At 35.4% G+C, this 25324-nt stretch carries 24 protein-coding genes; 17 read left to right on the top strand and 7 right to left on the bottom strand.

Annotated features, from left to right (window positions below; genetic code table 11):
• The first annotated feature begins 398 nt into the window (after nt 1-398).
• On the top strand, nt 399-1991 hold the full coding sequence (locus JM84_RS07750; protein ID WP_144783522.1) for a peptide chain release factor 3: 1593 nt from the start codon (nt 399-401) through the stop codon (nt 1989-1991).
• Between the two features lie 271 nt (nt 1992-2262).
• Here JM84_RS07750 and JM84_RS07745 read toward each other — a convergent pair whose 3' ends face one another.
• Both JM84_RS07745 and JM84_RS07740 read right to left on the bottom strand, forming a co-directional pair.
• Nucleotides 2263-3537 (bottom strand): DUF2851 family protein, encoded by a 1275-nt coding sequence (locus JM84_RS07745; protein ID WP_144783519.1) that lies wholly within the window; start codon nt 3535-3537, stop codon nt 2263-2265.
• Between the two features lie 143 nt (nt 3538-3680).
• The gene (locus JM84_RS07740; protein WP_035333956.1) at nt 3681-5045 is read right to left on the bottom strand and encodes a pyridoxal-phosphate dependent enzyme; all 1365 of its coding nucleotides are present in this window, start codon (nt 5043-5045) and stop codon (nt 3681-3683) included.
• Nucleotides 5046-5689: 644 nt separating this feature from the next.
• On the opposite strand from JM84_RS07740, the gene JM84_RS07735 reads away from it, so the two are divergent.
• The 3 genes from JM84_RS07735 (at nt 5690) to JM84_RS07725 (ending at nt 7986) form a co-directional block, all read left to right on the top strand.
• The gene (locus JM84_RS07735; protein WP_013749615.1) at nt 5690-6889 is read left to right on the top strand and encodes an alanine dehydrogenase; all 1200 of its coding nucleotides are present in this window, start codon (nt 5690-5692) and stop codon (nt 6887-6889) included.
• A gap of 7 nt (nt 6890-6896) precedes the next feature.
• Nucleotides 6897-7277, top strand: a complete 381-nt coding sequence (locus JM84_RS07730) for a hypothetical protein (RefSeq protein ID WP_144783517.1) — start codon at nt 6897-6899, stop codon at nt 7275-7277.
• A gap of 271 nt (nt 7278-7548) precedes the next feature.
• Nucleotides 7549-7986 carry a PaaI family thioesterase gene (locus JM84_RS07725; RefSeq protein WP_028284032.1) on the top strand — a complete coding sequence of 146 codons (438 nt, stop codon included), beginning with the start codon at nt 7549-7551 and terminating at the stop codon, nt 7984-7986.
• 760 nt (nt 7987-8746) lie between these two features.
• Here JM84_RS07725 and JM84_RS07720 read toward each other — a convergent pair.
• Complete coding sequence (locus tag JM84_RS07720) at nt 8747-9613, bottom strand: SDR family oxidoreductase (RefSeq protein WP_144783514.1); 867 nt, start codon at nt 9611-9613, stop codon at nt 8747-8749.
• A gap of 22 nt (nt 9614-9635) precedes the next feature.
• The gene (locus tag JM84_RS07715; RefSeq protein ID WP_144783512.1) at nt 9636-10172 is read right to left on the bottom strand and encodes a hypothetical protein; all 537 of its coding nucleotides are present in this window, start codon (nt 10170-10172) and stop codon (nt 9636-9638) included.
• Nucleotides 10173-10320: 148 nt separating this feature from the next.
• On the opposite strand from JM84_RS07715, the gene JM84_RS07710 reads away from it, so the two are divergent.
• Nucleotides 10321-10752, top strand: coding sequence for a winged helix-turn-helix transcriptional regulator (locus JM84_RS07710; protein ID WP_144783509.1), 432 nt, complete (start codon nt 10321-10323; stop codon nt 10750-10752).
• Nucleotides 10753-10829: 77 nt separating this feature from the next.
• Here JM84_RS07710 and ltrA (JM84_RS07705) read toward each other — a convergent pair whose 3' ends face one another.
• On the bottom strand, nt 10830-12098 hold the full coding sequence (ltrA, locus tag JM84_RS07705) for a group II intron reverse transcriptase/maturase (protein ID WP_144783505.1): 1269 nt from the start codon (nt 12096-12098) through the stop codon (nt 10830-10832).
• Nucleotides 12099-12974: 876 nt separating this feature from the next.
• Here ltrA (JM84_RS07705) and JM84_RS07700 point away from each other — a divergent pair.
• Nucleotides 12975-13238, top strand: coding sequence for a hypothetical protein (locus JM84_RS07700; protein ID WP_144783507.1), 264 nt, complete (start codon nt 12975-12977; stop codon nt 13236-13238).
• Here JM84_RS07700 and JM84_RS15460 read toward each other — a convergent pair.
• Nucleotides 13228-13359, bottom strand: coding sequence for a hypothetical protein (locus tag JM84_RS15460; RefSeq protein ID WP_261375711.1), 132 nt, complete (start codon nt 13357-13359; stop codon nt 13228-13230). The two genes, JM84_RS07700 and JM84_RS15460, sit on opposite strands and share 11 nt — an antisense overlap.
• A 192-nt stretch (nt 13360-13551) precedes the next feature.
• Here JM84_RS15460 and JM84_RS07695 point away from each other — a divergent pair, with 192 nt between their 5' ends.
• Together JM84_RS07695 and JM84_RS07690 are read left to right on the top strand one after the other, a co-directional pair.
• The gene (locus tag JM84_RS07695) at nt 13552-14436 is read left to right on the top strand and encodes a LysR family transcriptional regulator (RefSeq protein ID WP_028284074.1); all 885 of its coding nucleotides are present in this window, start codon (nt 13552-13554) and stop codon (nt 14434-14436) included.
• A 76-nt stretch (nt 14437-14512) separates the two neighbouring features.
• The gene (locus JM84_RS07690) at nt 14513-15433 is read left to right on the top strand and encodes a YeiH family protein (protein ID WP_028284075.1); all 921 of its coding nucleotides are present in this window, start codon (nt 14513-14515) and stop codon (nt 15431-15433) included.
• Between the two features lie 98 nt (nt 15434-15531).
• On the opposite strand, the gene ltrA (JM84_RS07685) is transcribed toward JM84_RS07690, so the two are convergent.
• Complete coding sequence (gene ltrA / locus JM84_RS07685; RefSeq protein WP_144783505.1) at nt 15532-16800, bottom strand: group II intron reverse transcriptase/maturase; 1269 nt, start codon at nt 16798-16800, stop codon at nt 15532-15534.
• A gap of 1913 nt (nt 16801-18713) precedes the next feature.
• Between ltrA (JM84_RS07685) and JM84_RS07680 the strand changes: the two genes are divergently transcribed.
• The 9 genes from JM84_RS07680 to JM84_RS07640 all read left to right on the top strand — a co-directional run bounded on the left by JM84_RS07680 (nt 18714) and on the right by JM84_RS07640 (nt 25298).
• A complete protein-coding gene (locus tag JM84_RS07680) occupies nt 18714-18899 on the top strand; it encodes a hypothetical protein (protein WP_144783502.1) in 186 nt (61 codons plus the stop codon).
• Between the two features lie 151 nt (nt 18900-19050).
• Nucleotides 19051-19887, top strand: a complete 837-nt coding sequence (locus tag JM84_RS07675; RefSeq protein ID WP_144783500.1) for a LytR/AlgR family response regulator transcription factor — start codon at nt 19051-19053, stop codon at nt 19885-19887.
• A gap of 122 nt (nt 19888-20009) precedes the next feature.
• A complete protein-coding gene (locus JM84_RS07670; RefSeq protein ID WP_144783498.1) occupies nt 20010-20672 on the top strand; it encodes a CPBP family intramembrane glutamic endopeptidase in 663 nt (220 codons plus the stop codon).
• A gap of 131 nt (nt 20673-20803) precedes the next feature.
• Nucleotides 20804-21100 (top strand): hypothetical protein, encoded by a 297-nt coding sequence (locus JM84_RS07665; RefSeq protein WP_186439105.1) that lies wholly within the window; start codon nt 20804-20806, stop codon nt 21098-21100.
• A 279-nt stretch (nt 21101-21379) separates the two neighbouring features.
• Nucleotides 21380-21928 (top strand): hypothetical protein, encoded by a 549-nt coding sequence (locus JM84_RS07660; protein ID WP_144783494.1) that lies wholly within the window; start codon nt 21380-21382, stop codon nt 21926-21928.
• Nucleotides 21929-22244: 316 nt separating this feature from the next.
• Nucleotides 22245-22751 (top strand): DUF695 domain-containing protein, encoded by a 507-nt coding sequence (locus JM84_RS07655; protein ID WP_144783492.1) that lies wholly within the window; start codon nt 22245-22247, stop codon nt 22749-22751.
• A 487-nt stretch (nt 22752-23238) separates the two neighbouring features.
• Entirely contained in the window at nt 23239-24366 is a 1128-nt protein-coding gene (locus tag JM84_RS07650; protein WP_144783490.1) for a hypothetical protein, read from the top strand.
• Nucleotides 24367-24370: 4 nt separating this feature from the next.
• Nucleotides 24371-24760, top strand: a complete 390-nt coding sequence (locus JM84_RS07645) for a hypothetical protein (protein ID WP_144783484.1) — start codon at nt 24371-24373, stop codon at nt 24758-24760.
• Nucleotides 24761-25100: 340 nt separating this feature from the next.
• Nucleotides 25101-25298, top strand: coding sequence for a hypothetical protein (locus JM84_RS07640; RefSeq protein WP_144783482.1), 198 nt, complete (start codon nt 25101-25103; stop codon nt 25296-25298).
• Nucleotides 25299-25324 lie beyond the last annotated feature (26 nt).

Genomic DNA, 25324 nt, shown 5'->3' with positions numbered 1-25324 from the left:
TTACATTTTGATGCAGGTTTGCAATAGAATAGACCACAACAAAAAATCAAAAAAAATCGAAACCATAGTAAACCTCATTTGAGATTTAGTCAATTTATGTCATTCTAAGTTGGGTGTCCAAATATAAAGCGATTATTACATCTACAATTTTACTTTTCAATGTATTAGTTATGCTACTTATTATCATCGACAAACTACACAAAAACCAATCTTCTATATAATAAGTTCTAACTATTATCATTGAAAAATCGCCCAATATAAAATCAAATCAGCTTTCGCGAAAGCGCCTAAAACCACCCTCAACTCAGTCAAAATTACCTTTAAAGTAGCTTTCAAATATACTTCTTATTCCTTAAGACTATATAGTATCTTTACACTCTAAAATATTAGTGAATTCTATGAGTTTTAAAAAAGAAATAGCCCGTCGCCGAACGTTTGGAATTGTATCTCACCCAGATGCAGGAAAGACAACACTTACTGAAAAATTACTCCTCTTTGGTGGAGCGATACAAGAAGCTGGGGCTGTAAAATCTAATAAAATTAAAAAAGGAGCTACGAGTGACTTTATGGAAATAGAACGCCAGCGTGGTATTTCTGTAGCAACTTCTGTGCTTGCTTTTGAATATAATGGCATTAAAATAAACATCCTTGACACTCCTGGTCACAAGGATTTTGCAGAGGATACTTTTAGAACATTAACTGCTGTAGACAGCGTGATTGTAGTTGTAGATGTAGCAAAGGGAGTAGAGCCGCAAACAGAAAAACTTGTTGAAGTATGCCGTATGCGCAATATCCCGATGATTGTTTTTGTAAACAAACTGGACCGTGAGGGTAAAGATGCATTTGAACTACTAGATGAAATAGAAGAAAAACTACACCTCTCAGTTACTCCTTTAAGTTTCCCTATTGGTATGGGGTATGACTTTAAAGGAATTTACAACCTTTGGGAGAAAAATGTTAACCTTTTTAGTGGAGACAGCAGAAAAAATATCGAGGAAACCATCAAAATCTCAAATCTTAAAGATGAAGTGCTTGATAAGCTCGTAGGCCCTAAAGCTGCCGATAATCTCAGAGAAGAAATCGAACTAGTACAAGGAGTATACCCTGCTTTCAATCAGCAGGATTATCTTGATGGAAAGCAACAACCTGTATTTTTTGGTTCTGCTTTAAATAATTTTGGAGTAAGGGAATTACTAGATTGTTTTGTGAAAATTGCTCCACCACCACGTCCAAAAAAGAGTGAAGAACGTCTTGTACAACCTGACGAAAAAGACTTCTCTGGTTTTGTATTTAAGATTCACGCAAACATGGACCCCAAGCATAGAGACAGGCTTGCATTTATAAAAATAGTTTCTGGTGTTTTTGAACGCAACAAGCCATACCTGCACGTTAGAAACAAGAAAAAATTAAAATTCTCAAGTCCTAATGCATTCTTTGCAGAGCGCAAGGAGATTGTAGACATCTCATATCCAGGGGATATTGTAGGACTGCATGATACTGGTAACTTTAAAATAGGTGATACACTTACTTCTGGTGAGGAGCTGCATTATAAAGGTATACCTGCGTTCTCTCCTGAGCACTTTAGATATATCAATAATGCAGACCCAATGAAGTCTAAACAGCTTGCTAAGGGAATTGACCAACTTATGGATGAAGGTGTGGCTCAATTATTCACGCTAGAACTTAACGGTCGTAAAGTAATAGGTACTGTAGGAGCATTACAATATGAAGTAATACAATACCGTCTTGAACACGAATACGGAGCTAAGTGCACCTACGAACCTCTAAGTGTATCAAAAGCCTGCTGGGTTGACCCAGAAGATCCAAAAAGTGAAGAATTCAAAGAATTTTTACGAGTAAAACAACGTTTTATGGCAAAAGACAAAAGAGGCCAACTCGTTTTTCTAGCAGATTCTCCTTTCACATTACAGATGACGCAACAAAAATATCCGTCTGTAAAAATGCACTATGTAAGTGAATTTAAAGACTAAGAGTTTTAAAACTAAATTTTTTACACAAAATTCACTTTAAAGACGTTTAAGAGTATTTTACAATAAAAGACAACTGGTTGCGAGACAAAAATCTAATCGTCGCTTAAATTAGGTTTACTTTAATCCAATACTAATTAGTTATACTTATTGAAAATAATTTTTGTATAGAAATTACAAATACTCATAATTTCTAGCTGATAGTTATTTTTAAAAAAGGTGTGTTCATTTTAATGATCACACCTTTTTAGGTTTCTTAAACGAAATATATATTTTAATGCTTAATCAAATAATTACCTACAGCACATGACAGGCATTTGTTGAGATCACAGTAATTGGCTTTTAATTCTAATAAGGCTTGGGTTTCTTGAGCATTTTGTGCGCGATCTCTTAAGGTGTTATACTTTTTGATAATACTGTTACATTCTGGCTTGATAGCGTGCATCATAGACAGCAGCACCTCACTCTCATCTTTCCCTAGGTATTGATTATAAGAAAACCGTAATGGTATAATCGCATTTATAATGATGATATCTATAAATGACGACGATAGCTTCTTAGCACGTTTTTTCTGGTCTTTCCCAAAAGAATAGTGTGTATCCCAATACTGAGAAGCTTTAACATCAAGCAGGGCGTATAACTCAGCAATAGTTGAAGCAGACATCATCTTCTGAAACAAATTCAGGTGTTTATGGTAGAGCTGCGCCACTTGTGACAGGCGTATTGTGGGAAAGTTATCTGGCCTCAACTTATAGAATTGCACTGGCAATATGCCATCGCTTGCAATCTGAAATTTATGAGAAACAAACTCATACTCTCCTTGTAGCTGCATCGGGTATGAGTCTATGGTGTTTTCTGGTAACAATCCGCCTATGCCTAATAATAATGCTTCTAGTCTAAAGGGTTCTTGAGCGCATTTACGAATGGTAGAAAAGTCAAGTTTTTCGGCGATGGATTGAAAGGCGTTTGCATTTACTTTAGTGCCAAAACTGCGCATGAGCAACACAAAAAGTGCCGCTTCCCAGTCACCGTTTACCTTGTTAAGCATAGGTGTGATGCCTTCCGTTTTTCGCGTTAAGCGTTCAAAATAGAGACGTTCTAGCCAGTTACTTTGTATCATCTGTGGAATCTCTCTTATGCTGTTCTCACAATTAATCCATTGTTGTGACTGATTATTAAAGAGTTCCTTATAACTTCTCAACGCCTTTTCGGCAACTAGATCTTTGAGTACTAAGGTTGGGATGGCAGAGTTGTCTTTTCTGTAAATCTCTACATCATGCTCCCACACTACATGAAGAATCACATTGTCATAAGCAGCATCTACCTCATGATTATGCGCATACCAATCTGAAGATTTTAAGTGTATTTCTACATTTCCAGCCCACTTTTGACCGCCTATTACAAGTGTGGTATTAAAAAAGTCTGGACCGGCGAGATGATTATGTTGTCCTACCTTGATTAATGTAATGGGTAATCCTGTGGTTGTTTCTGCTTTCGCGAAAGCGTACTTCTTAAATTTCCATAAGTAATGTAAAAAGTCTTCTTGCATAGGAGCTTATTTCTCAAAGCTAAAATACATCTTTCTGATTACTAACAAAATACGCTGCTTACAAATAAGAATAACATTACAATAGCGCACAAAAAAAAACGCGGGACAATGTCCCGCGTTTTTTTCTAAAAATTGCTATTTAATTACATCGCATTAATAATATCATGCTTTGTAATGATATGATGTTTACCATCTCCCAGATCTACTAAGACTGCATTATTCTCTTTTGAGATAAGCTTTGAAACCTCTGCTACGGTTGCATTTTTCTGCACAATAGGATATGCTGCTCCCATTACATCCTTGATAGGTAAGTCTGCCACCTCATTATTCTCCATATATGCTCTAAAAAGGTCTCCCTCATCTACAGAACCTACAATACCTGTCACATCTTCTACTGGGATTTGTGAGATTTTATAATCACGCATGCGCTCTATCGCGTGTGATACAAGCTCCTCTGTCTTTACAGTCACAAGTGGTTTATCTATGTGATTCTGGATCAAATCGCTTGCTACCTTATATTCTTGGTCTAAGAAACCGCGCTCGCGCATCCAGTCGTCATTAAACATCTTACCTACGTAACGGCTTCCATGATCGTGGAAGAGTACGACAACGACATCATCTGGACCAAATTTTCCTTCCTCATTAAGTTGTAACAACCCTTTGATAGCAGATCCAGCCGAATTCCCCAAGAACATCCCTTCCTCTTTGGCAAGGCGTCTTGTGTATACTGCAGCATCCTTATCTGTCACCTTTGTAAATCCATCGATGATGCTAAAGTTTACATTAAGTGGTAATATATCTTCCCCTATTCCCTCAGTGATGTATGGGTAAATCTCATTCTCGTCAAAAATACCTGTCTCTTTATATTTTTTAAATACAGATCCATACGTATCAATTCCCCATACTTTTACATTTGGGTTTTTCATTTTAAGATAGCTTCCTACCCCAGAGATGGTACCTCCTGTTCCTACACCTACCACAAAGTGCGTTACCTTTCCATCTGTTTGATCCCAGATTTCTGGTCCTGTACTATTAAAGTGTGCCTTACAGTTAGAAGGATTATCATACTGGTTTACATACCAGCTATTTGGTGTTTCTTCGGCAAGTCTTTTTGATGTAGAGTAGTATGATCTTGGATCATCTGGCTCTACATTTGTAGGACACACTACCACCTCACTACCTACAGCACGCAAGATATCCATCTTCTCTTTAGACTGCTTGTCTGAGATTACACAGATCATTTTATAGCCTTTAATAATAGCAGCAAGGGCAAGACCCATTCCCGTATTACCAGAAGTACCTTCTATAATAGTCCCACCAGGCTTAAGTACACCTGCTGCCTCTGCATCTTCTACCATCTGTAACGCCATACGGTCTTTTACAGAGTTTCCAGGATTAAAAGTTTCATATTTTGCTAGCACAAGACAAGGAAGGTCTTTTACAAGTGCATTCATTTTTACCATAGGAGTGTCTCCTATCGTTCCTAATATATTTTCAGCGTATTTCATAATCTTCTTTTGTGGGTGCAAAGATACTTTTTACAAGACAGATGCGAGAATGCCTTTACAGATTATTGGCAATGTGGTTTTTTACGCTTTCGCGAAAGCTGTCTCGCATTTACTTCAAGAAACGTAACTATGTTATTAATTATCTACTATTAAAACTTGGGAGATTAGAGAACTACAGCGCATTAAATCAACGAAATTATAATCTACCAAATTTTATAAAAATTGTTCATTTTTTTCATCGCTAAAAAAACGAACCAAAAAAAGCTAGGCTTAATCAAACTTTACTAAAAATTTCCCTCGCTTAAGCACAAATTAAAAGCATCATCTTATTAAATAAATATTTTCTTTATCGATATGAACTTATAGCTTAAACTATATACTCAGCTGTAGCTAATTTGCTTAACCTTAAGCTCACATCATTTTTTACGTAAAACTTGCTTAGGCCAATTAAGATGATGAATTGAATTTTAAAAAAATAGTTTTATTAGACACATAGCTACAGCGTAGAGTTAAAAAATTCACTAATAATTATACCACGCTGTACTAGTTCAATACTGCAATTCACCCTACAGCTGCGTCTTGATTTATATCTAGTCTATATTTTAAATTATTCCTTACTTTTGGGTAATCGCATACAAACACACATGGAAACCAATAGCTCACCTTTTACTAGAGAAATGTTGCTTCCTCAAGAGGAATGTCTTGAGGTCGAAAAGAAACGAGGAGAGCTCTTTATTGGGATTCCGCGTGAGACACACTTTCAAGAACGCAGGGTGTGCTTAACCCCTGATGCTGTGGGAGCACTTACGGCAAATGGACACCGCGTGATGGTAGAGTCTAAAGCTGGAAAAGGAGCTCGCTACACAGATAAGGACTACTCAGAAAACGGCGCAGAAATCACGCAAGACACTGCCAAAGTGTTTTCTTGCCCTATGATTCTTAAGGTAGAACCGCCTTCCCTAGAAGAAATAGAGATGATGAACCCGCAAACGGTGCTTATCTCTGCCTTACAGATCAAAACCCAGAAGAAACAATATTTTGAAAAACTTGCCAGCAAGCGCATCACTGCACTCGCTTTTGAGTTTATAAAAGATGAGGACGGCACCTACCCTGCCGTGCGCACACTTTCTGAAATTGCCGGTACCGCTGCCGTACAAATGGCGGCAGAGATTATGTCTAGCCCAGAAACGGGCACAGGTATGCTGCTAGGCAACATAAGCGGCGTGCCACCAGCAGAGATTGTGATTATAGGAGCAGGCACCGTAGGCGAGTTTGCCGCGCGATCTGCTATTGGACTAGGAGCAAATGTGAAGATTTTTGATAACTCAATCACAAAGTTACGCTGCATACAGACTAATGTAGGCAGGCCATTATATACCTCTACCCTACAGCCTAAGAATCTTGTAAAAGCCCTCAAACGTTGTGACGTAGTCATAGGTGCTGTACGAGGTGCAAACCGCGCACCAGTCATTGTGAGCGAGCGCATGGTAGAAGGGATGAAAAATGGCGCTGTCATTATAGACGTAAGTATCGATATGGGAGGTTGTTTTGAAACCTCAGAAGTAACTACGCATGATAAACCTACCTATAAGAAACACGGCGTGACGCACTATTGCGTGCCTAATATTCCTGCAAGATTTGCCCGTACGGCATCTGTATCTCTCAGTAATATTTTTACCCCTTACCTACTTGACATTGCAGAGGAAGGCGGTATAGAAAATAAGCTACGCTACGACCGCGGATTAAAAAATGGATTGTATTTTTACCACGGTATTTTAACCAAAAAATCGGTAGCAGATTGGTTTGACCTTTCTTACCGTGATATCAACCTTTTGATCTTTTAGTTAAGCAATGCATACTCTTAAACGTATAGGATATTACCTCGGTGGCTTTTCCATTGGACTTGTTTTACTTGCTTTCTTTTTTAGCGGTAAAAAAACCAGCTGTGCTTACTTCCCACAAGAGCGTGTACTTAAAAACCTGCGTGTAAAACCTTATAATCTCACCCCAGGAGCAACACAGTCACTTGCTAGTATGCAACTAGATACGGTCACTATAAACCGTTTATTAAAACTAGGGGATGTAGATTTTGGAGAGAGCGTACCTCGCCGCGAGCCATGTGGTCATTATGTAATCACAGGACAAGACGAAGCAGGAAACGATCTCAAGATGGAACTAGATAACTGTAAAGAAGCAGTAAACATCAAGTCCCTTACCAAAATAACCAACTAGCCTCTTTAGTACGCTTTCGCGAAAATGTGATATCACACAACCAAGTCTCGTGGTAGATTATTACGACCTATTACAAATCCTTTAATAGTTGTTTACAAACGTGTACAATTGAAAAACATGCGTTTATACGCTGAAAATCGAGATTGCTAGGATTAAGTAAAAACATTCGTTTATACACCTGGTATGGGTATGATATATGACTAATATGTAATAACTTGCGTTTATATAAACGTTACCTGTAAGCCAAGAACAATAATTAGAATCAAAATAAATGATAGAAAAAAACATAGGATTTATTAAACAAATAATTGAAGAAGGTATTCCAGTTCATAAATTTTTAGGACTAAAATTATTGGAACTTGAAAAAGGGTTTGTAAAAGTTAAAGTTCCCTTTAGAGATGAAATTGTTGGAGATATGAGAACAAACAGGTGGCACGGAGGAATTATTGCTACAATAATGGACTCTGTTGGTGGTATTGCAGGAAGCACTCACTTTACGTCATTGGAAGATAAATTAGTAACTATTGATTTAAGAATAGATTATTTAAAAGGTGCTGAAGCATCTGAAATAATTGTGGAAGGTAAAATAGTTAGGTTAGGTAATAGAATACTTGTAACGAAAATGAAAGCCTTTCAGAATGATGAATTAATTGCAGAAGGAAAAGGCGTATATAATTTCATACGAATTAACAAATCAACGGAAAAATAGGAACTGAAACAAAATAGCCTACAGGTAACAAAGTGTAAAAATAATAAGGGTTTTAGTGCTTATCCCAAAGTGAAGTGCATTTTACAAAGTCCGCAAAATTTACAATTTTGCATGTCTATTAATTAAAGAAAAAATTGCAAATTTGGCTAAGTGATAAATTGAAAGTTCAGTCCTTCGAAATCCCTTACTATTCTTACACAAACCGTGGACGGCTGATTGCCAAAGGACATGTTTTTCATCTAAAGATAAGCCACATCCAAGGCAGTAGCATACTTGCAAATTCCCGCCGTCGTATGGCTCCACTTCAAAATCAGAACACCTCAAAAGTCGTTGAAATATCGAAGGGTTGAGCATGAATCAAGTTAGAGCAAATCCGCAAGGATTTTAAAGCTCCCACCCTACCAATCAGCCGTCCACAGGCCACTACTCAAAAATGTCTAGGGTATACATCTAAAGCATAGAAAGCTCGAGACGTGGTTGCAACCAGCCACAACTACAGCATAAAGCGAATATTATGCCTTCCTCTCGCTGCGCTCGTCGGAGGCAAGTTTGAAAGCTCTACGCGCGGCGACAGAACCACAAATAACTGTATATTTAGACAATCAATTAATAAACAAATAAATAGAGGCTATCCAGCAAAATGCCGCACTCGCTTTATGCAGTGGCCTGTTGTAACCAATTTAACAGCACATTCCAAAAAAAAATCACAAGAGCCGAAACCCTTGTGATTTTAAAAAGTTAACTGAGGATTTTATGATTATCACGAAACGCCACCAAGTACATTCTCTAACTGCATTTCTTTAAGAACCCTGTCTTGAATAGGTTGTGTCAATTCGTTAATTTCATCAACGCCCCAAGTAATTCCAACAACAGTTCGAGTTGGACGTTTGCCAAAAGGCAATTCTGCTAATTTTAAATAAGCATCTACTACCCATTGTGGGTCCGGAGCATCTTCGCTTTGTAACATTTGAGCAAAATTTTCACCCATAGCCGAAGGAACACCTGCCAATTCACCATAAGATTCTAAAATATCATTATGAGCAGGAACTTGTCCTGATGCCAATAATCCTGTTCCAAACGGACCTGGTTCTACCATAACAACATCAACACCAAAAGGCGAAACCTCATATCGTAAAGCCTGAGAATAGCCTTCTAAAGCGTGTTTGGTAGCAGTATATGTTCCGAAAAATGGTGGAGACATGCGACCAACTAACGAAGATGTATTGATAATTAAACCTGAACCTGAGCTTCGCATTGAAGGCAGAACCGCTTGCATTGTTCTAATAGCACCATAATAGTTGGTTTCCATTTGCCACTTTGCCTGCTCAACGCTATAGGCTTCAGTAATGCCTATATACATAATACCTGCATTGTTAATTAGAATATCAATATTTCCTGCTTGCTCAAGGATGCTATTCATAGCTTCTTTTACAGAAGTATCATTAGTAACATCCATATCAACTACCGTAATGAGAGATGAATATGCTTCTAATTCTTTTTTTACCTCTGCGTTTTTTCCTTCTGGATTTCGCATTGTGGCAAATACTTTGTTGCCTTTATCGGCAAAATCTTTAACGGCTTTTAATCCAAAACCGCTACTGCTTCCTGTGATTACTATTTTTTTCATTTTATTTATTTAAGTTTAAAAATTAAATTGATACATAGGTAAAAGCCAAATAATTGAGTAGAGCAACTGCGAACCAAAATGGTGTAAAAACAATACCTACATTTTTGCCGTGTTTAGAAATTTTAGGATGCTTACCAAAAAATGGTAAAAACCCCGCTTGATTGGCATTGACTAACATCATAAGTACGGCAACCACCCCAAAAACAAGATGTAAAGGTTGACGTGCAGCAAGTTCTAAGTTCATTCCATAAATTGCCCCAATAGCTACTGCTGTAAAACCAATTGCCCCTTGGCGTTGCTCAAAAAGTAATAGAAATAGATAGTCCTTTGCATTTGTTTTCTTCTTCTCTGGCGCAGCTTCCAAAGCAGCATCAATCATATTGATTTGTTCATTTCGCGTCAAAGCACTTGATTTGCTCGGTGTTTTGAGTCCAAAAAATGGTAATACCCAGTTTACAATCCACCTTGTCTGCATAGGAAATAAAACTTCGATTCCATGAAGTGTAACGGGAATAATGGATAGAATAAGTGCTAATGTTGAAATTTGAATTTCGCTCATTTTATTTAGCACTAAACATTACTTGTGATTTACAAGCAAATATATATAATTACTTTTAATTTGCAAGTAATATTGCAAATAAGTTGTGTTTTACAAGTAATAAATCATTTTTTGTACCTTTGTAATAGAATGTAAAGAATGGTTTAATATGAAACATACCTTTCGTTGTGATTGTCCTATAACTTCTGCCCTTGATATTTTAGGAGATAAATGGATGTTAGTTATAATTAAACAAATGCTGGTAGAACACAAACAGACCTTTAAGGATTTTATTGAAAGTGACGAAGCTATTGCAACAAATATTCTTACAATTAAGCTAAAATTACTTGAAGAATTAGAAATTGTAACAAAATCAAAACTTCCTAATAATAAGAAAACAAATCTTTATCAATTAACGGAACGAGGATTGTCGTTAGCAACTATTATAGTAGATTTAGCGCTTTGGAGTGATGCAAATCTGAGTGAACTTAATATTGATATGAGAAATCCTAACGAACTTGAATTAATGAAAAACAACAAAGCGGATTTTATTAAGGTTCTTCGGGAGAATTATAGAAAAAAACTGGCTACAATCGAGTAGACGGCTCTGCTAGCAACTAGCAGAGTGCGCCTCTCACACCACCGTACATACGGGTCTCGTATACGGCGGTTCAATAATTATACAGCTCGATTATAGTACTCGATTAGACTAACATAACCTCTCATTTTTAACCGTTTAATAGTAATTGTAGTGCCTAGTATAGGGCTTTGAGCGACTGCCCATCCTCCCATTCTTGTGCGACTCCAAGCATAGGCGTGGTCTAAGTTTACTCCTAAACGGATTAGGTTTTTACGCTTCCGTTCTGGTTTCTTCCAGTGATGCCATATGCAGTACCTCAATCGGTTCCTTAGCCATTCTTCTAGCTTCTTAAGCTTCGACTGAATGGAGGCAGGTTTAAAGTAATTTATCCAACCACGTATTAATAGGTTGATACGTTTGATACGCTCATCAAAACTTGCAGGTATCGTCTTTTTGGTCAGGTATTTAAGTTTTGACTTAAAATCTTGCCATTTAGACCTAGTTACCACGAGCTGATACTTCCCTTTTTCCCCTTTCTTATACGTTGGCACAAATCCAAAGCCTAATACTTGGAAATCTAAAGGTCTCCGCACACCGCTCTTTACCCTATTTATGGGAAGTTGGAGGTGGTCTCGCAAATACTTATAGATACTGTTACCTACACGCTTTGCAGCCTCTTTACTTTTAACGTAAATACTAAAATCATCGGCATATCTTACATAACGATGTCCTCGTTGCTCTAATTCTTTATCAAGCTCATTGAGCAGAATATTAGAAAGCAATGGACTTAATGGCGAACCCTGAGGAACGCCTTTTCTGCGTTTTTGTAATCGACCGTTAATCAGTATAGGCGCTCTAAGAAATGAACGCAATAACCGCATCGTAGCTTTGCACTGTACCTTTTTGTAAATCAACTCTAGAAGTATACAGTGTGATACTTCATCAAAGAAACTCTTTAAATCTATATCTACTATATCTTGAAAACCAGCATTGATATTTAAAAGGCTTTGTGCCGTGGCTTGATGGGCATTACGTTGTGGTCTGAACCCGTAACTATGCTTTTGAAAGTCTGGCTCAAATAAAGGTTGCAATACTTGATGTAATGCCTGCTGAAATACTCTATCAACAACTGTAGGAATACCGAGTAATCGTTTCTTGCCATTGCTTTTTGGGATTTCAACACCTAATATAGGAGACACCTGATAGCGCTTTCTTTCTATGTGCGAAACGTATTGCTTTCCATGAATCTGTAGTATAGATTTTAGCTCTTTAATATGAACCTTATCCACTCCAGCAGATCCCTTGTTACGATACACTCGCGCGTAGGCTTCGTTTAGGTTCTTTTTACTTGTTACTTGTTTAATCAATACTCATAATTTGAATTGCTATCTCGCTTAATCGAAGGCTACTGTTTTACTAGAAAACTATCCGTAACATAAAACAACTCCTTTGGTCATTAAAGACAATTATTGTTCTGTCCTTCACTAAAATATCAGGCTTTAGCTACTATGACTTCTGCTGACTTCTCTAATAGACCAACTCGTGGTTATAGAGACCTCCCCAGGTAAGAACATCTTCTTTCTCTCAATCCCTGCCGTATCTACATAATTACCCTTTTGATACTATTTAGAGCGTAACAATGATGTGCTTGCTTACCCAAATAATTATGCCTCATATACGGTTCCTGTTCGTCAGTACCAAGATTTGTAGTCCTGCTTTCTTCAGTCCTAGCTTCACAACTAGCAACCTTGCAGCTTACTAATGGTTCAAGGCGTTACCCCTGCCCATAAGGGACTTGCACCCTCTAGATAAATACACTACTTTTAATAAGTAGTCTAAAGATGCCCATACTGGGCACACACAACGTATATATCTCATAGCTAATTAATTGCTCAATCCAAAGTTAAAGCGTATTTGGAATGTCGACAAATTTTTAAATTTGACGATTTCCAAGAAAAAAGATAAATAGTAAAATTTAAAAATATGGCTTGTGCTCAACCGAAAAACAATCGCTAATTTACACGCTACGAGCCATATACAAAACCGTTGCTCACAATAACCTCAACGTTATAGATATTCTCTCGTACCTCGTTAAAATATCTATAACGTCTCGGATACGCCTTACGAAACTCATTTCATTCCGTTTCCCCTGTAAGTCTAATTGTGAGCAACGTGGGGGTCTATTAAAATAAAAAGGCACTTGCCCTCTCTGAAAAACGAGAGGGACTAAATATTTAAGCAATATGGATGAATACAAAAGGGTAATTGATTTAGAGATTAAAAAAGCTAAAAACAAATTCAAAAAACCTAAGTCGAAAGGTACACTACAAGGAATGTCAGAATATCTTGAATATTATGAGAAGATATTGACATATACCAATAAGCAGTTGGTGAAGGTTGGTAATGAATATGCTAAAGGCAAAGAATTTTCAGATTCAGACATTAATAAAATGCAGAAAATAAATTTTGAAGCAGCCAATAAACTAGTTAAAGAACTTAAACCTTAACATTTGAGATATCATATCCTAAATCGTTTAATTCATTTTTAGCGGTATTTATTATTTCTAGTAATTCCTTAGCTCTCTTAATTTCATTAAATGTTTTTGGAGGTATAGACTCTTTTATCATAATTTCAGGTTTTAATATTAATTATTGATTCACTCAGACAGTGTTACTGTGAGCAACACTGTCTATATTTCAATGCTTAGGGCATTGAGTGCCTTTTAATTTTTTTGATGCTTACGTTACTACCTCTGTACCCGAAAAGGGCACAGCCGTAACACGCATCAAAACATAGACCCCCACGTTGTACACAAGCTGATGAAAACCAAGTTACATATATTCAAAATTGTTGCTAAACATTTAAGCTTCACAAAAGCTGCCGAGCAATTGTATATTTCACAGCCTGCTATATCCAAGGCAATTAAAAATTTAGAGCAAGAATATAAAACAACGTTATTTATTCGAAAAAGAAACTCGATAGAAATGACCAAGGAAGGAAAGTCATTTCTTATATACGTTAATAAAATTTTAGCTATCTATTCTGAAATGGACGAACAGTTTCTACATAAGAAAGAAACCTTCCCAAAACTAATAAACTTCGGAGTAAGCACAACCTTGTCTAACTACATTATACCTAAAATAATTGCGAAGTTTAGAGTACAATTTCCTGAAACAAATTTTAACATAATCAGTAATAATTCTGAAAATATTGAAAATTTAATTTTGAATCAGGAAATTGATTTCGGAATTACTGAAGGAAGTATTTCGAATCCAAAATTACAATTTGAAAAATTTATTAAAGATGAAATTGTCCTCGTAACCAATGTTAATAATAATTCTTTTAAAAAAGGAAGTATCGATATCGAAAAGTTGCAAAGAATTCCAATGATTGAACGTGAAAAAGGTTCTGGAACTAAAGTAATTATTAATAAATTTTTATTGGAAAATAATATCAAAAAGCTTAATGTAGCAGTAACTTTAAACAGTACTGAAGCTATTAAAAATTATTTATACAATTCTGATGATTATGCACTTCTTTCAATTAGTGCTATCACTGAAGATTTGTTAAATAATAAACTCAAAATTATAGATATTAAAGATTTAAGTATTGAAAGGTGGTTTTATTTTGTAAAAAGAACAGGTTATCTTTCAAATACCGTGGAATATTTCGAAAAATATATTCGGCTTAACTATAACTTTTAGTTATCTCAAATAACTAATTAATTTGCTTAAAGGTTATTAATTCAATCTACTTTTGTATCAAATAATACTAAATGATATGAAAGAGATTTTTTCAAAAATAGTTTACTTCCTTATAATTATTATTGCCCTTTTAGGCATTATAAACAGTCCAACTGCATTGTTACTTGGTTTTGTATATACACTTATTTTCAATAATCCGTTTAAAGCATACAGTCATAAAGCAATTCATTATTTTCTAAAAATTTCGGTTGTAGGGCTGGGCTTTGGGATGTTTATCAAAGAAACTTTGGAAACAAGTAAAGAGGGATTAAGTTTAACTATATATTCAATATTTTTAACCGTATCGTTAGGTTTGTTGTTAACAAGACTTTTGAAGTTAGATTTAAAACTAGGTCATCTAATTACATCTGGAACAGCAATTTGTGGTGGAAGCGCAATTGCTGCAATTTCCCCAGTAATTAAAGCTAAAAGTAAAACTATAAGTATTGCTTTAGGTATCGTATTTCTATTAAACTCTATTGCGTTGTTTGTGTTTCCTGCAGTCGGTCATTTTCTAAATTTAACACAAGAACAATTTGGCTTATGGTGTGCTATTGCTATACACGATACAAGTTCGGTAGTCGGAGCTGCGCTAGGTTATGGAGACGAAGCCTTGAGAATAGCAACAACAGTAAAACTATCTAGAACTTTGTGGATTATCCCTTTATCAATTTTTTCAATGTTTCTATTCAAAACAAAAGGAGAAAAAATAAAAATTCCTTACTTTATTGTTTTATTTATTATTGCGATTATTATTAATAGTTACCATATTTTACCTGAACCAGCTACTAATTTTATTGTATTAATGGCTAAACGATTATTAATAATAACATTGTTTCTTGTAGGTTCTACCATTTCTATAAAAGATTTGAAATCTACAGGAATGAAACCCATTGTATTCGCACTAACTTTGTGGATTTTTATTTCAATTTTTTCATTAATATATATATTGAACTAAAGCCAGTGTACAATCGAGTAGACGGCTCTGCTAGCAACTAGCAGAGTGCGCCTCTCACACCACCGTACATACGGGTCTCGTATACGGCGGTTCAATAATTATACAGCTCGATTATAGTACTCGATTAGACTAACATAACCTCTCATTTTTAACCGTTTAATAGTAATTGTAGTGCCTAGTATAGGGCTTTGAGCGACTGCCCATCCTCCCATTCTTGTGCGACTCCAAGCATAGGCGTGGTCTAAGTTTACTCCTAAACGGATTAGGTTTTTACGCTTCCGTTCTGGTTTCTTCCAGTGATGCCATATGCAGTACCTCAATCGGTTCCTTAGCCATTCTTCTAGCTTCTTAAGCTTCGACTGAATGGAGGCAGGTTTAAAGTAATTTATCCAACCACGTATTAATAGGTTGATACGTTTGATACGCTCATCAAAACTTGCAGGTATCGTCTTTTTGGTCAGGTATTTAAGTTTTGACTTAAAATCTTGCCATTTAGACCTAGTTACCACGAGCTGATACTTCCCTTTTTCCCCTTTCTTATACGTTGGCACAAATCCAAAGCCTAATACTTGGAAATCTAAAGGTCTCCGCACACCGCTCTTTACCCTATTTATGGGAAGTTGGAGGTGGTCTCGCAAATACTTATAGATACTGTTACCTACACGCTTTGCAGCCTCTTTACTTTTAACGTAAATACTAAAATCATCGGCATATCTTACATAACGATGTCCTCGTTGCTCTAATTCTTTATCAAGCTCATTGAGCAGAATATTAGAAAGCAATGGACTTAATGGCGAACCCTGAGGAACGCCTTTTCTGCGTTTTTGTAATCGACCGTTAATCAGTATAGGCGCTCTAAGAAATGAACGCAATAACCGCATCGTAGCTTTGCACTGTACCTTTTTGTAAATCAACTCTAGAAGTATACAGTGTGATACTTCATCAAAGAAACTCTTTAAATCTATATCTACTATATCTTGAAAACCAGCATTGATATTTAAAAGGCTTTGTGCCGTGGCTTGATGGGCATTACGTTGTGGTCTGAACCCGTAACTATGCTTTTGAAAGTCTGGCTCAAATAAAGGTTGCAATACTTGATGTAATGCCTGCTGAAATACTCTATCAACAACTGTAGGAATACCGAGTAATCGTTTCTTGCCATTGCTTTTTGGGATTTCAACACCTAATATAGGAGACACCTGATAGCGCTTTCTTTCTATGTGCGAAACGTATTGCTTTCCATGAATCTGTAGTATAGATTTTAGCTCTTTAATATGAACCTTATCCACTCCAGCAGATCCCTTGTTACGATACACTCGCGCGTAGGCTTCGTTTAGGTTCTTTTTACTTGTTACTTGTTTAATCAATACTCATAATTTGAATTGCTATCTCGCTTAATCGAAGGCTACTGTTTTACTAGAAAACTATCCGTAACATAAAACAACTCCTTTGGTCATTAAAGACAATTATTGTTCTGTCCTTCACTAAAATATCAGGCTTTAGCTACTATGACTTCTGCTGACTTCTCTAATAGACCAACTCGTGGTTATAGAGACCTCCCCAGGTAAGAACATCTTCTTTCTCTCAATCCCTGCCGTATCTACATAATTACCCTTTTGATACTATTTAGAGCGTAACAATGATGTGCTTGCTTACCCAAATAATTATGCCTCATATACGGTTCCTGTTCGTCAGTACCAAGATTTGTAGTCCTGCTTTCTTCAGTCCTAGCTTCACAACTAGCAACCTTGCAGCTTACTAATGGTTCAAGGCGTTACCCCTGCCCATAAGGGACTTGCACCCTCTAGATAAATACACTACTTTTAATAAGTAGTCTAAAGATGCCCATACTGGGCACACACAACGTATGTAGCTCATAGCTGTTCAGTTACATAATCGAAGTTAAGGCGTATTTGGAAAGTCGCCAAATTTTTAAATTTGACGATTTCCATAAAAAAAGATAAATAGTAAAATTTAAAAATCTGGCTTGTGCTCAACCGAAAAATAAAAGCTATTTTGCACGCTACAAGCCATATACAAAACCGTGGACGGCTGATTGCCAAAGGACATGTTTTTCATCTCAAGATAAGCCACATCCAAGGCAGTAGCATACTTGGAAATTTCCGCCATCGTATGGCTCCGCTTCAAAATCAGAACACCTCAAAAGTCGTTGAAATATCGAAGAGTTGAGTATAGATCAAGTAAGAGTAAATCCGCAAGGATTTTAAAGCTCTTGGTGTCTTCTTATTGATTATTCGTTATGTGCTGACTAAGCGGTTCTTTGATGCCTTCCTCTCGCTATGCTCGTCGGAGGCAGGACTCAAAAATGTCTAAGGTATACATCTAAAACATAGACAGCTCAAACGTTGTTGCGCCTGTGCATTCCTCTCCCTCGATCCTCACTCGTCGGATGCAAGAACTACAACATAAAGCGTCCCGAAGTACATCGGGATTTGAAAGCTCTACGCGCGGCGCACAACTCCAAAATTCATTGTATATTTAGTCCAAACAAACGAGACCGCAAACTAAAGCAAATCAGCAATCTCGATAGCTATCGGGAGTCGCACTCGCTTTATGCAGTGGCGTGTTACCAGACATTGAAAAAAATAATCTTCATAACATTAACAACCCTTCTTATTTTAGCATTTATAGTGCTTTCAATGGGTAGTGGACACGGTTTTTATTGGCCAGCGAAAGTCGTTTATCCGTATTCAATGATAATAAGTGCGCTGAATAATAAAATCGGAATTGTGCCAATAATCATTGCCATTCTTCAAATTCCTGTTTACGGATTTTTGATAGTTAAAAAAGGGAAATGGACTATCCTAATATTTGGAATACATATCGTTTCTACAATCATTTGTCTGAATTTACCAACTGAAACTTTTAACGGATGAATCTAACCGAATTTTTAAACGTAAAAACGAATTATCTCGGAATTGGAATTCGGACAATTCTATTTACTGGACTGATTATACTTCTATTTCTAATTGAGATTATTGCTTTCTTTCTTTTATATGGTTCAGGGGAAGGCTCAAGTAGAATAGCTCAATTGTGGTATGTTGATTTAATAATAAATTATTTCCCAATGTTAATCGTTGGTGGAATTTCAATCTATTCAATAATTCAGCAATACCGCAAACAAGAACACGTGAATTTCAAAACTAACTTGATTGTACTTTCAATTGTGTTATTTTTATTTTTAACTAGGAATCAATTAGAACATCTGATATTTTAATCTTGTTAAACGTTTACTAACAAAGAACCGACTTAAAAACCCATGAAAAACCTACTCAAAAACGACACCCTTACTAACCTCCTATGGACTGCCTTTGGAGTCGTTGGTGCATTAAGTTATTACGCAGAAGAGAAGTATTTAATTTGTTGCCTCTTAACCTTAATTGCAGTCTTGTATGCTTACAAATTATTTAAAAGTATTACCCAAAATAGAGAAATTAAAGAGTAACGAGATTCAGAATAATTCATAATACAGCCTTTGTAATTCTTAAAGCTAGTATCTTTCTCCAAGCTATCTTATTTAAACATGTACGACTAGCTACCTAAACACAAATCGCATCTACTAGGAACAGACTTAATAAAAAAGGAGCTTCTCATTCATGAGTACTAAACAACCAGCCAAGAATACTCCCAACACGCGAGACCACTCAACTACCCGTAGAGCTGCATGGAATTTGTTTAAAAAAGTAATGTTCTTGGTGATTTTCTCTTTAGTGGTTAATCATCTAGCCACGCGAGAGAGTTTTCCAGACGGTGAGTCGTACCGATTTCCCTTGGAAGGTTTTCTATCGTCTCTTGCCTTGTGTACATTCATTGGGATTATAGCGTATCTTAATTTTAAATTTTACGAGAGAAAGTATTTCTCAAAAAAGGTAGAAATCAAATCTATCTCTCGGTATATGGTCACTACGCTTGGATATATTACCATCATGTATATCCCGTTAGGTATAATTTTAAATAAAATTGCGGGAGGAGAAACTGAATTCTATTACTTACTAACTGGACTGCTAGTTACCTTGTTGGTAAGTTTCATTCTCATAGGGTTTGCATATTCCCTTGATATCTATAATTTATATAAGCTACCCATAAAAGATGCCGAAATCACTATTGAAAGTGGCGCAACAATAACGAAGCTTTCTTATGATAATATTGCCTGCTTTTACAGCGAAAATAAAATTGTTTATGCTGTTCAAAAAGATGGGAAAACAATCACCTCAGATTTCACATTAAATGCGCTTGAAGAAAAGATAAATGATCAATTATTTTTTAGAGCAAACAGGCAAATCATTATCCACAAAGATGCTGTGGACCACATTGAAAAGATTGAAAATAGCAGGTTGCGTGTCCAGTTAAAAACTGCTATTGAAAACAAAGCAATCCATAATATCACCATTAGCCGTTATAAGCGAGAAGCATTTATGAATTGGTTTCAGTAACATGCAACGATACCGTCTGCTATTCAGTTATCAATTTGCGACCATTCAGTAAAAACATCAGTGTTTAAAGGGTTTTTAAGAGTTTAAGTTCATTATTTCGTATTGAATTTAAAATCAAGAAAATGAACAAACTTACCGTACGACAAATAGTAATTCCATTAGTGATCCTTGCCATTATTTGTTTCATGTACTTTGGTCCAATTACCAGAACACCTTTTGAAAATATAATTATCTCTATAATCATCATTATAGCAAATTATATAGAATACAAAGGAAAACCATTTACAGCGCTTGGATTTAAACGTACAAATTTCAATGCAAAAAATCTCCTTGTACATGCTCCCTTAGTTGCACTGGCACTCTTTATTTTTTACGTCTTTGCTGTGGTTCCGGGAATCGAGATACTCACAGGAGTTCCTATTGATTATTCCAGCATGAGTCAACTGGAAGGAGATCTTCAAACAACAATTGTTTGGTTATTGATAGTTTGGGTTACTGCGGGATTTGGAGAAGAAATTATTTTTAGAGGTTATCTCATGCGACAGTTCGTCAAGTTCTTTGGAGATAGCAACATCAGTCTTGCTATTAATATTCTAGTCATTTGTGGCTTTTTCGGATATATGCACATGCAGCAAGGAATCACGGGGCAACTTGTTGTAATAATTATAGGAGCACTCTTATCTATCATATTCTACAAGCGCAAATACGACTTGTGGTTTATGATTATGATACATGGCATTTTCAACACACTAGGTATTTTAAGTTTTTACTTTGGCCTAGCATAGCGATTTGAAATTATTGCATTACATTTAAGGAAAACCACAAGAGCAATTACACCAAAATGCCTCAACAGCTTATTATTTCTATAAGGTATCAGAACGACAAACCTGATGTGCTAATTAAAAAAATCGTCCAATTGTTTGACACCTCAAAGGAGGTAGATCTCAATAGTGATGATTATACTACTCAGTTTCCCGAAGCTAATGGCACAAAGTCTTTTGCAATCAATCTTTCATATAAAGCTAGAGACTATAAAACTGCGGTCAATGAAATACTATTAAAAGCCAATAAATTAGGGCAATTTTGGACAGTACAAGGACCTGTGAGAGCAAAAAGTAATTACTTTATGATGCATATAGAAAATGATGATCGTAATGACTTACCAGAAAACATCATAGGCTATCGCATTATTTTAAATTCTGATGTCAATTAGCTCTAGCATAAAGAGTAAACAAAGGAACCATCATACTTTTAGTATAGGTTTCCAATAGATTTCGCACAAAAGAATTTCAACAGTTTTCTTTTCACATAGAGGAAATTATCATTGTTGGTTTTTACGCTTTCGCGAAAATGTGATTATCATTTACAAATGTGTAGTCTATATGTGAATCAAGTAATACTATAATTCATTGTATATTTAGATCAAACAAACAAGACCATAAACTAAAGCAAACTATCACTCCCGATAGCTATCGGGAGTGATACTCGCTTAATGCAGTGGCCTGTTACCACCAATTTGAGAAAAACATCAACTTTAATATTAATCATCTTCATTTCCATAATCATAAGCGTGATTTATGGAATTTCGCACGATTTTATTACTTCAAAAATTTCACCTGAATTTTACACAAAATGGACTTTTTTCAATTTTGGGATTTTAGATGATTATTCGAGAGAATTTGGTGGGAATTGGACTTTTGCTCTGGTTTGGGTTGGATTTCTCTCAACTTGGTGGTTTGGTGTTTTAACTGGACTGATTCTCGGAATTGTCGGAATGAAATATAGCGACGAAAAAAAAATGCTCAATAAAACGCTGAAATCAATACTAATCGTAATCGGAATTACAATTCTGTTCGGATTCGTTGGATATGGAATTGCGGAATTAAATCCATCGGAAATTATTACGAATTATAATTTCCCGTTTGAAATTGAACATAAAGCGAAATTTAATAAAGTGGCGAAAATCCATGATTTCTCATATATCGGAGGAATTGTCGGACTGATAATTGGAACGCTAAATCAAATAAAAAACTGGCTATAACAAACAACAGAGTTAAAAAACAAACCTACTTCGACTTCACTCTGCACAAGCTTTTAAGCTAATCTTGATCTATAATTCACATCTTAGAGCCTTATCGATTTTATAATGGCAAAGGCTTGTTTTAAGAGTTTATTTGCCACTGCGATGAGTATTAAGTTTGAAACCCCTACACGCGGCGCACAACTCTAAAATTCATTGTATATTTAGATCAAACAAACCAGACCATAAATTAAAGCAAACCAGCAATCCCGAAAGTTATTGGGAGCGGTACTCGCTTTATGCAGTAGCCTGTTATGTGTAATGCCGAAAGAACGAAATGAAGAACAAATTTAGAAAAATATTGACTTTACTCTTTCTGACTTTTACAATCGTTTGTTTCAGCCAAAATAAAACGACAGAAGAAATGGAATGGTTAACAACCGAAACGGAATACGATGGACTTCCACTCTACTTACGACTTCCGAATTATAAAAACGTTTGGGAATATAAATCAAAATACCCTAAACTGATTTGCATTACGCACGAATTTGATAGTGTAAAAGATAACGGGTTGGCAACAGCAGAATACAACGAACCATTGATTGACTTTGACGGAGAAGTTGTTAATCTTTTTGACCCAAACAAAAGCGGAATTGTCATTTTAGTGGAAACTTATGGTGGAGCAAGAAATTATTGGTTTTACATAACTGATCCTAAATTCTTCTTTAATACGTTTGAGGAATTAAAAAGTAAACACTCTGACAAAAAATTAGAATTGGATTATCGAAATGACTCTGATTGGAGTTTCATTAAAGACTATCCTGTTAAATTATATAAGTCGTAATAAAAAGCACGTACACACAACAAAGAACTGAGTTAAAAAATAAGCCTACTTCGACTTCACTCAGCACATGCTTTTAAGCTAGTTTTTATCTATCATTTTCACTGTAGAGTCTTCCTGATTTTATTATGGCAAAGACTTGTTTTAAGTCCTTGTTTACTACTATAACAAATGCTCTTCACTTCCCATATTTGGGTACCGCTTTCGCAAAAGCTTAATAGCCAACTTTGAAAGTGCTACGTACAGCAGCAACTCCAAAATTCATTGTATATTTAGCTTAAAGAAACGAGGTCATAAATTAAAGGAAACTAGCAATCCCTATAGCTATCGGGAGCTATCTTTGCTTTTTGTAGTGGCTTGTTGTGCTTCATTAAAAAACTACGAATATTTAATACTTTGAGGAAAAGTAGAATAAAATATTATTACTACATTAAATTCATCGTAAATTTGTAAAACTTTCTAAATAGAAACAAAATGAAAGACGAGAGAAATGGATAAACATAGAATTGAAATATTTGCACCTCGTTATGAAGGTGAACGATTCAATGAACACCGTTTACCACTTGACTTAATTGAAGATTTATCTGTTTTCCAAGAGATGACTATTGCAATGGCTAAGGTTATTTACAAAGAAAAAAATCAGGGAAGAGAAAGAATCCCTAAAGACTTCACAAAAGGAATTTCATTTGAATTAGAAAACATTGTAGAAGGAAGTACAATTCCAAAGATTGTTTTAATAACAGCAATGAGCGGTTTATTCCCTCAACAAAATGTTGCATATTTTGAAGAAGCTAAAGATAGAATAATTGAAGTAGTTCAATCTGCAGAAGATGATACAAATATTAATAGTCATGCTCCTGATTTTGTTTTAAAATACTTCTCTAGATTTGGTAAAAAACTTGGAGAAAATGAATTTATAGAATTTAATCCTAATGGAACAAAAAAGGCTAAGTTCACGCGAGAGTCTAGAAAAAAAATAATCAAGGCATCTTCAAAAGCTAATGAATATAATGAAGATGTAAAATTGCGTGGTTTTATTTCTGAAATGGATTTTCAAAAAATGTCATTTACTATTGACTTGCTTAATGGTCAGAGATTAACTTCTTCTTACGAATCAGAGTTTCAAGATATTTTAAAAACAGCTTTAATTAGTTTTACTGAGAGAATCAAGAAAAAAATATCAATTTCTTCATCAGTTAGATTTAACAAAACCGATAATATAATTAAAATTGAATCCGTTGAATCAATTTCTGATTTGGAAGATTTAGACGTTTCTTTTAGACTTGAAGAAATAGGGTATTTGAAAAAAGGCTGGTTAAACTCTGAAAGTGACAGTTTTAATATGCAACAATTACTCTGGCTTTCAACGGAATTTGATGACAAATTTAATCCTGAATTAAAATTACCCTACACATTCCCATCTCCTGATGCAAATATTCAATTTGAATGGTCTTCAGACAATATAGAAGCAGATTTATTTGTGGATTTGAAAAATAAAAAAGGTGAATTATCGATATTAAAAATAGATAAAGATGATGAAATTTTATTTGATTTAGACCTTAATAGTATTGATGGTTGGAAAAAATTAAATGAACAGATTCAAATTCACTTTACATAACATTATGGACTCTAAAAATATACTTTTACGTCAAGTTCATCCTAGTTTTGTACAAGGAGATTCTATTTCATCTCAAGTTTTTTCATCTCAAACTTTTAGACCGACACCTAAGGATGATAATAAGTTATCTGTTTACAATGAAACTCTTTTCTCTGCAAAAGAATCTTTTGATCATTTCTCTGAACAAGGCTACACTTCTGCAGGAGTTGTCGGTGTTTCTAAAGGAGAATGTGATGCAGAATCTTTACCTGTAAATGAAGACAACATTCCTTTTGAAGGACATTGCTCTATTGATTACAATGGTTTAGAAACAGGAGCTATTAAAAAGAAGGCTAAAAAAATGAAAAATTACGCTAGCAAAAGAGGCTGGATTTTTATCAATAATGAAGAATAAAGATGAAAGGACAACAAAGAGGCAAGCTAAAAAAACAAGCCTACTTCGACTAAGCTCAGCACATGCTTTTAAGCTAATTTTGATCTATAATTCTAATTGTAGGTTCTTACTGATTTAAGGATTACAACAGCTTTTCTTTCGCTCTTTGTGCTTCCTAGAAAACATCTATCTAGCTATCAACTTTGAAAGCCTTATACACAGCCCACAACTTCAAAATTCATTGTATATTTAGTCCAAACAAACCAGACCACAAACTAAAACCAATTAGCTATTATGCAAGTCTTAAGGAGCTTAATTTTCTCCATGTTCAGCTTGTTCTAGAAGACCCAACAAAAATAATATGATAAAAAAAGCTTTTGAATACTTGTTAATAATATTGATCATAACTGTAGTAACAGGTTGCTCAAGTGATGACAATTGTCCTGACCAATTGACAATTAACATCGATGATCCAGAAAGTATAGAAAGAGCTGAAGAGTGTGGTCTAAGCCCAGCAGAGCCTTTAGGTGAATCACTTTGGATTTATAAAATCCAATAAGCCAAAAATTGATTAAAGCCATAGAT

Source organism: Dokdonia sp. Hel_I_63 (genome assembly GCF_007827285.1).
Taxonomy (GTDB): Bacteria; Bacteroidota; Bacteroidia; order Flavobacteriales; family Flavobacteriaceae; genus Dokdonia.
The sequence above is the reverse complement of the archived record's forward strand: the minus strand, read 5'-3'. Positions and strand labels throughout refer to the sequence as shown.

Excerpts from the sequence above, each read along its gene's own strand:
- JM84_RS07740 (WP_035333956.1), bottom strand. The coding sequence starts at position 5,045 with ATGAAATACGCTGAAAATATATTAGGAACGATAGGAGACACTCCTATG.
- JM84_RS07640 (WP_144783482.1), top strand. The coding sequence starts at position 25,101 with ATGATAAAAAAAGCTTTTGAATACTTGTTAATAATATTGATCATAACT.
- JM84_RS15460 (WP_261375711.1), bottom strand. The coding sequence starts at position 13,359 with ATGATAAAAGAGTCTATACCTCCAAAAACATTTAATGAAATTAAGAGA.
- JM84_RS07735 (WP_013749615.1), top strand. The coding sequence starts at position 5,690 with ATGGAAACCAATAGCTCACCTTTTACTAGAGAAATGTTGCTTCCTCAA.
- JM84_RS07730 (WP_144783517.1), top strand. The coding sequence starts at position 6,897 with ATGCATACTCTTAAACGTATAGGATATTACCTCGGTGGCTTTTCCATT.
- JM84_RS07695 (WP_028284074.1), top strand. The coding sequence starts at position 13,552 with ATGAAAACCAAGTTACATATATTCAAAATTGTTGCTAAACATTTAAGC.
- JM84_RS07725 (WP_028284032.1), top strand. The coding sequence starts at position 7,549 with ATGATAGAAAAAAACATAGGATTTATTAAACAAATAATTGAAGAAGGT.
- JM84_RS07690 (WP_028284075.1), top strand. The coding sequence starts at position 14,513 with ATGAAAGAGATTTTTTCAAAAATAGTTTACTTCCTTATAATTATTATT.
- JM84_RS07650 (WP_144783490.1), top strand. The coding sequence starts at position 23,239 with ATGGATAAACATAGAATTGAAATATTTGCACCTCGTTATGAAGGTGAA.
- JM84_RS07680 (WP_144783502.1), top strand. The coding sequence starts at position 18,714 with ATGAAAAACCTACTCAAAAACGACACCCTTACTAACCTCCTATGGACT.
- JM84_RS07715 (WP_144783512.1), bottom strand. The coding sequence starts at position 10,172 with ATGAGCGAAATTCAAATTTCAACATTAGCACTTATTCTATCCATTATT.
- JM84_RS07660 (WP_144783494.1), top strand. The coding sequence starts at position 21,380 with ATGCAGTGGCCTGTTACCACCAATTTGAGAAAAACATCAACTTTAATA.
- JM84_RS07710 (WP_144783509.1), top strand. The coding sequence starts at position 10,321 with ATGAAACATACCTTTCGTTGTGATTGTCCTATAACTTCTGCCCTTGAT.
- JM84_RS07700 (WP_144783507.1), top strand. The coding sequence starts at position 12,975 with ATGGATGAATACAAAAGGGTAATTGATTTAGAGATTAAAAAAGCTAAA.
- JM84_RS07745 (WP_144783519.1), bottom strand. The coding sequence starts at position 3,537 with ATGCAAGAAGACTTTTTACATTACTTATGGAAATTTAAGAAGTACGCT.
- JM84_RS07675 (WP_144783500.1), top strand. The coding sequence starts at position 19,051 with ATGAGTACTAAACAACCAGCCAAGAATACTCCCAACACGCGAGACCAC.
- JM84_RS07750 (WP_144783522.1), top strand. The coding sequence starts at position 399 with ATGAGTTTTAAAAAAGAAATAGCCCGTCGCCGAACGTTTGGAATTGTA.
- JM84_RS07720 (WP_144783514.1), bottom strand. The coding sequence starts at position 9,613 with ATGAAAAAAATAGTAATCACAGGAAGCAGTAGCGGTTTTGGATTAAAA.
- JM84_RS07645 (WP_144783484.1), top strand. The coding sequence starts at position 24,371 with ATGGACTCTAAAAATATACTTTTACGTCAAGTTCATCCTAGTTTTGTA.
- JM84_RS07670 (WP_144783498.1), top strand. The coding sequence starts at position 20,010 with ATGAACAAACTTACCGTACGACAAATAGTAATTCCATTAGTGATCCTT.
- JM84_RS07655 (WP_144783492.1), top strand. The coding sequence starts at position 22,245 with ATGAAGAACAAATTTAGAAAAATATTGACTTTACTCTTTCTGACTTTT.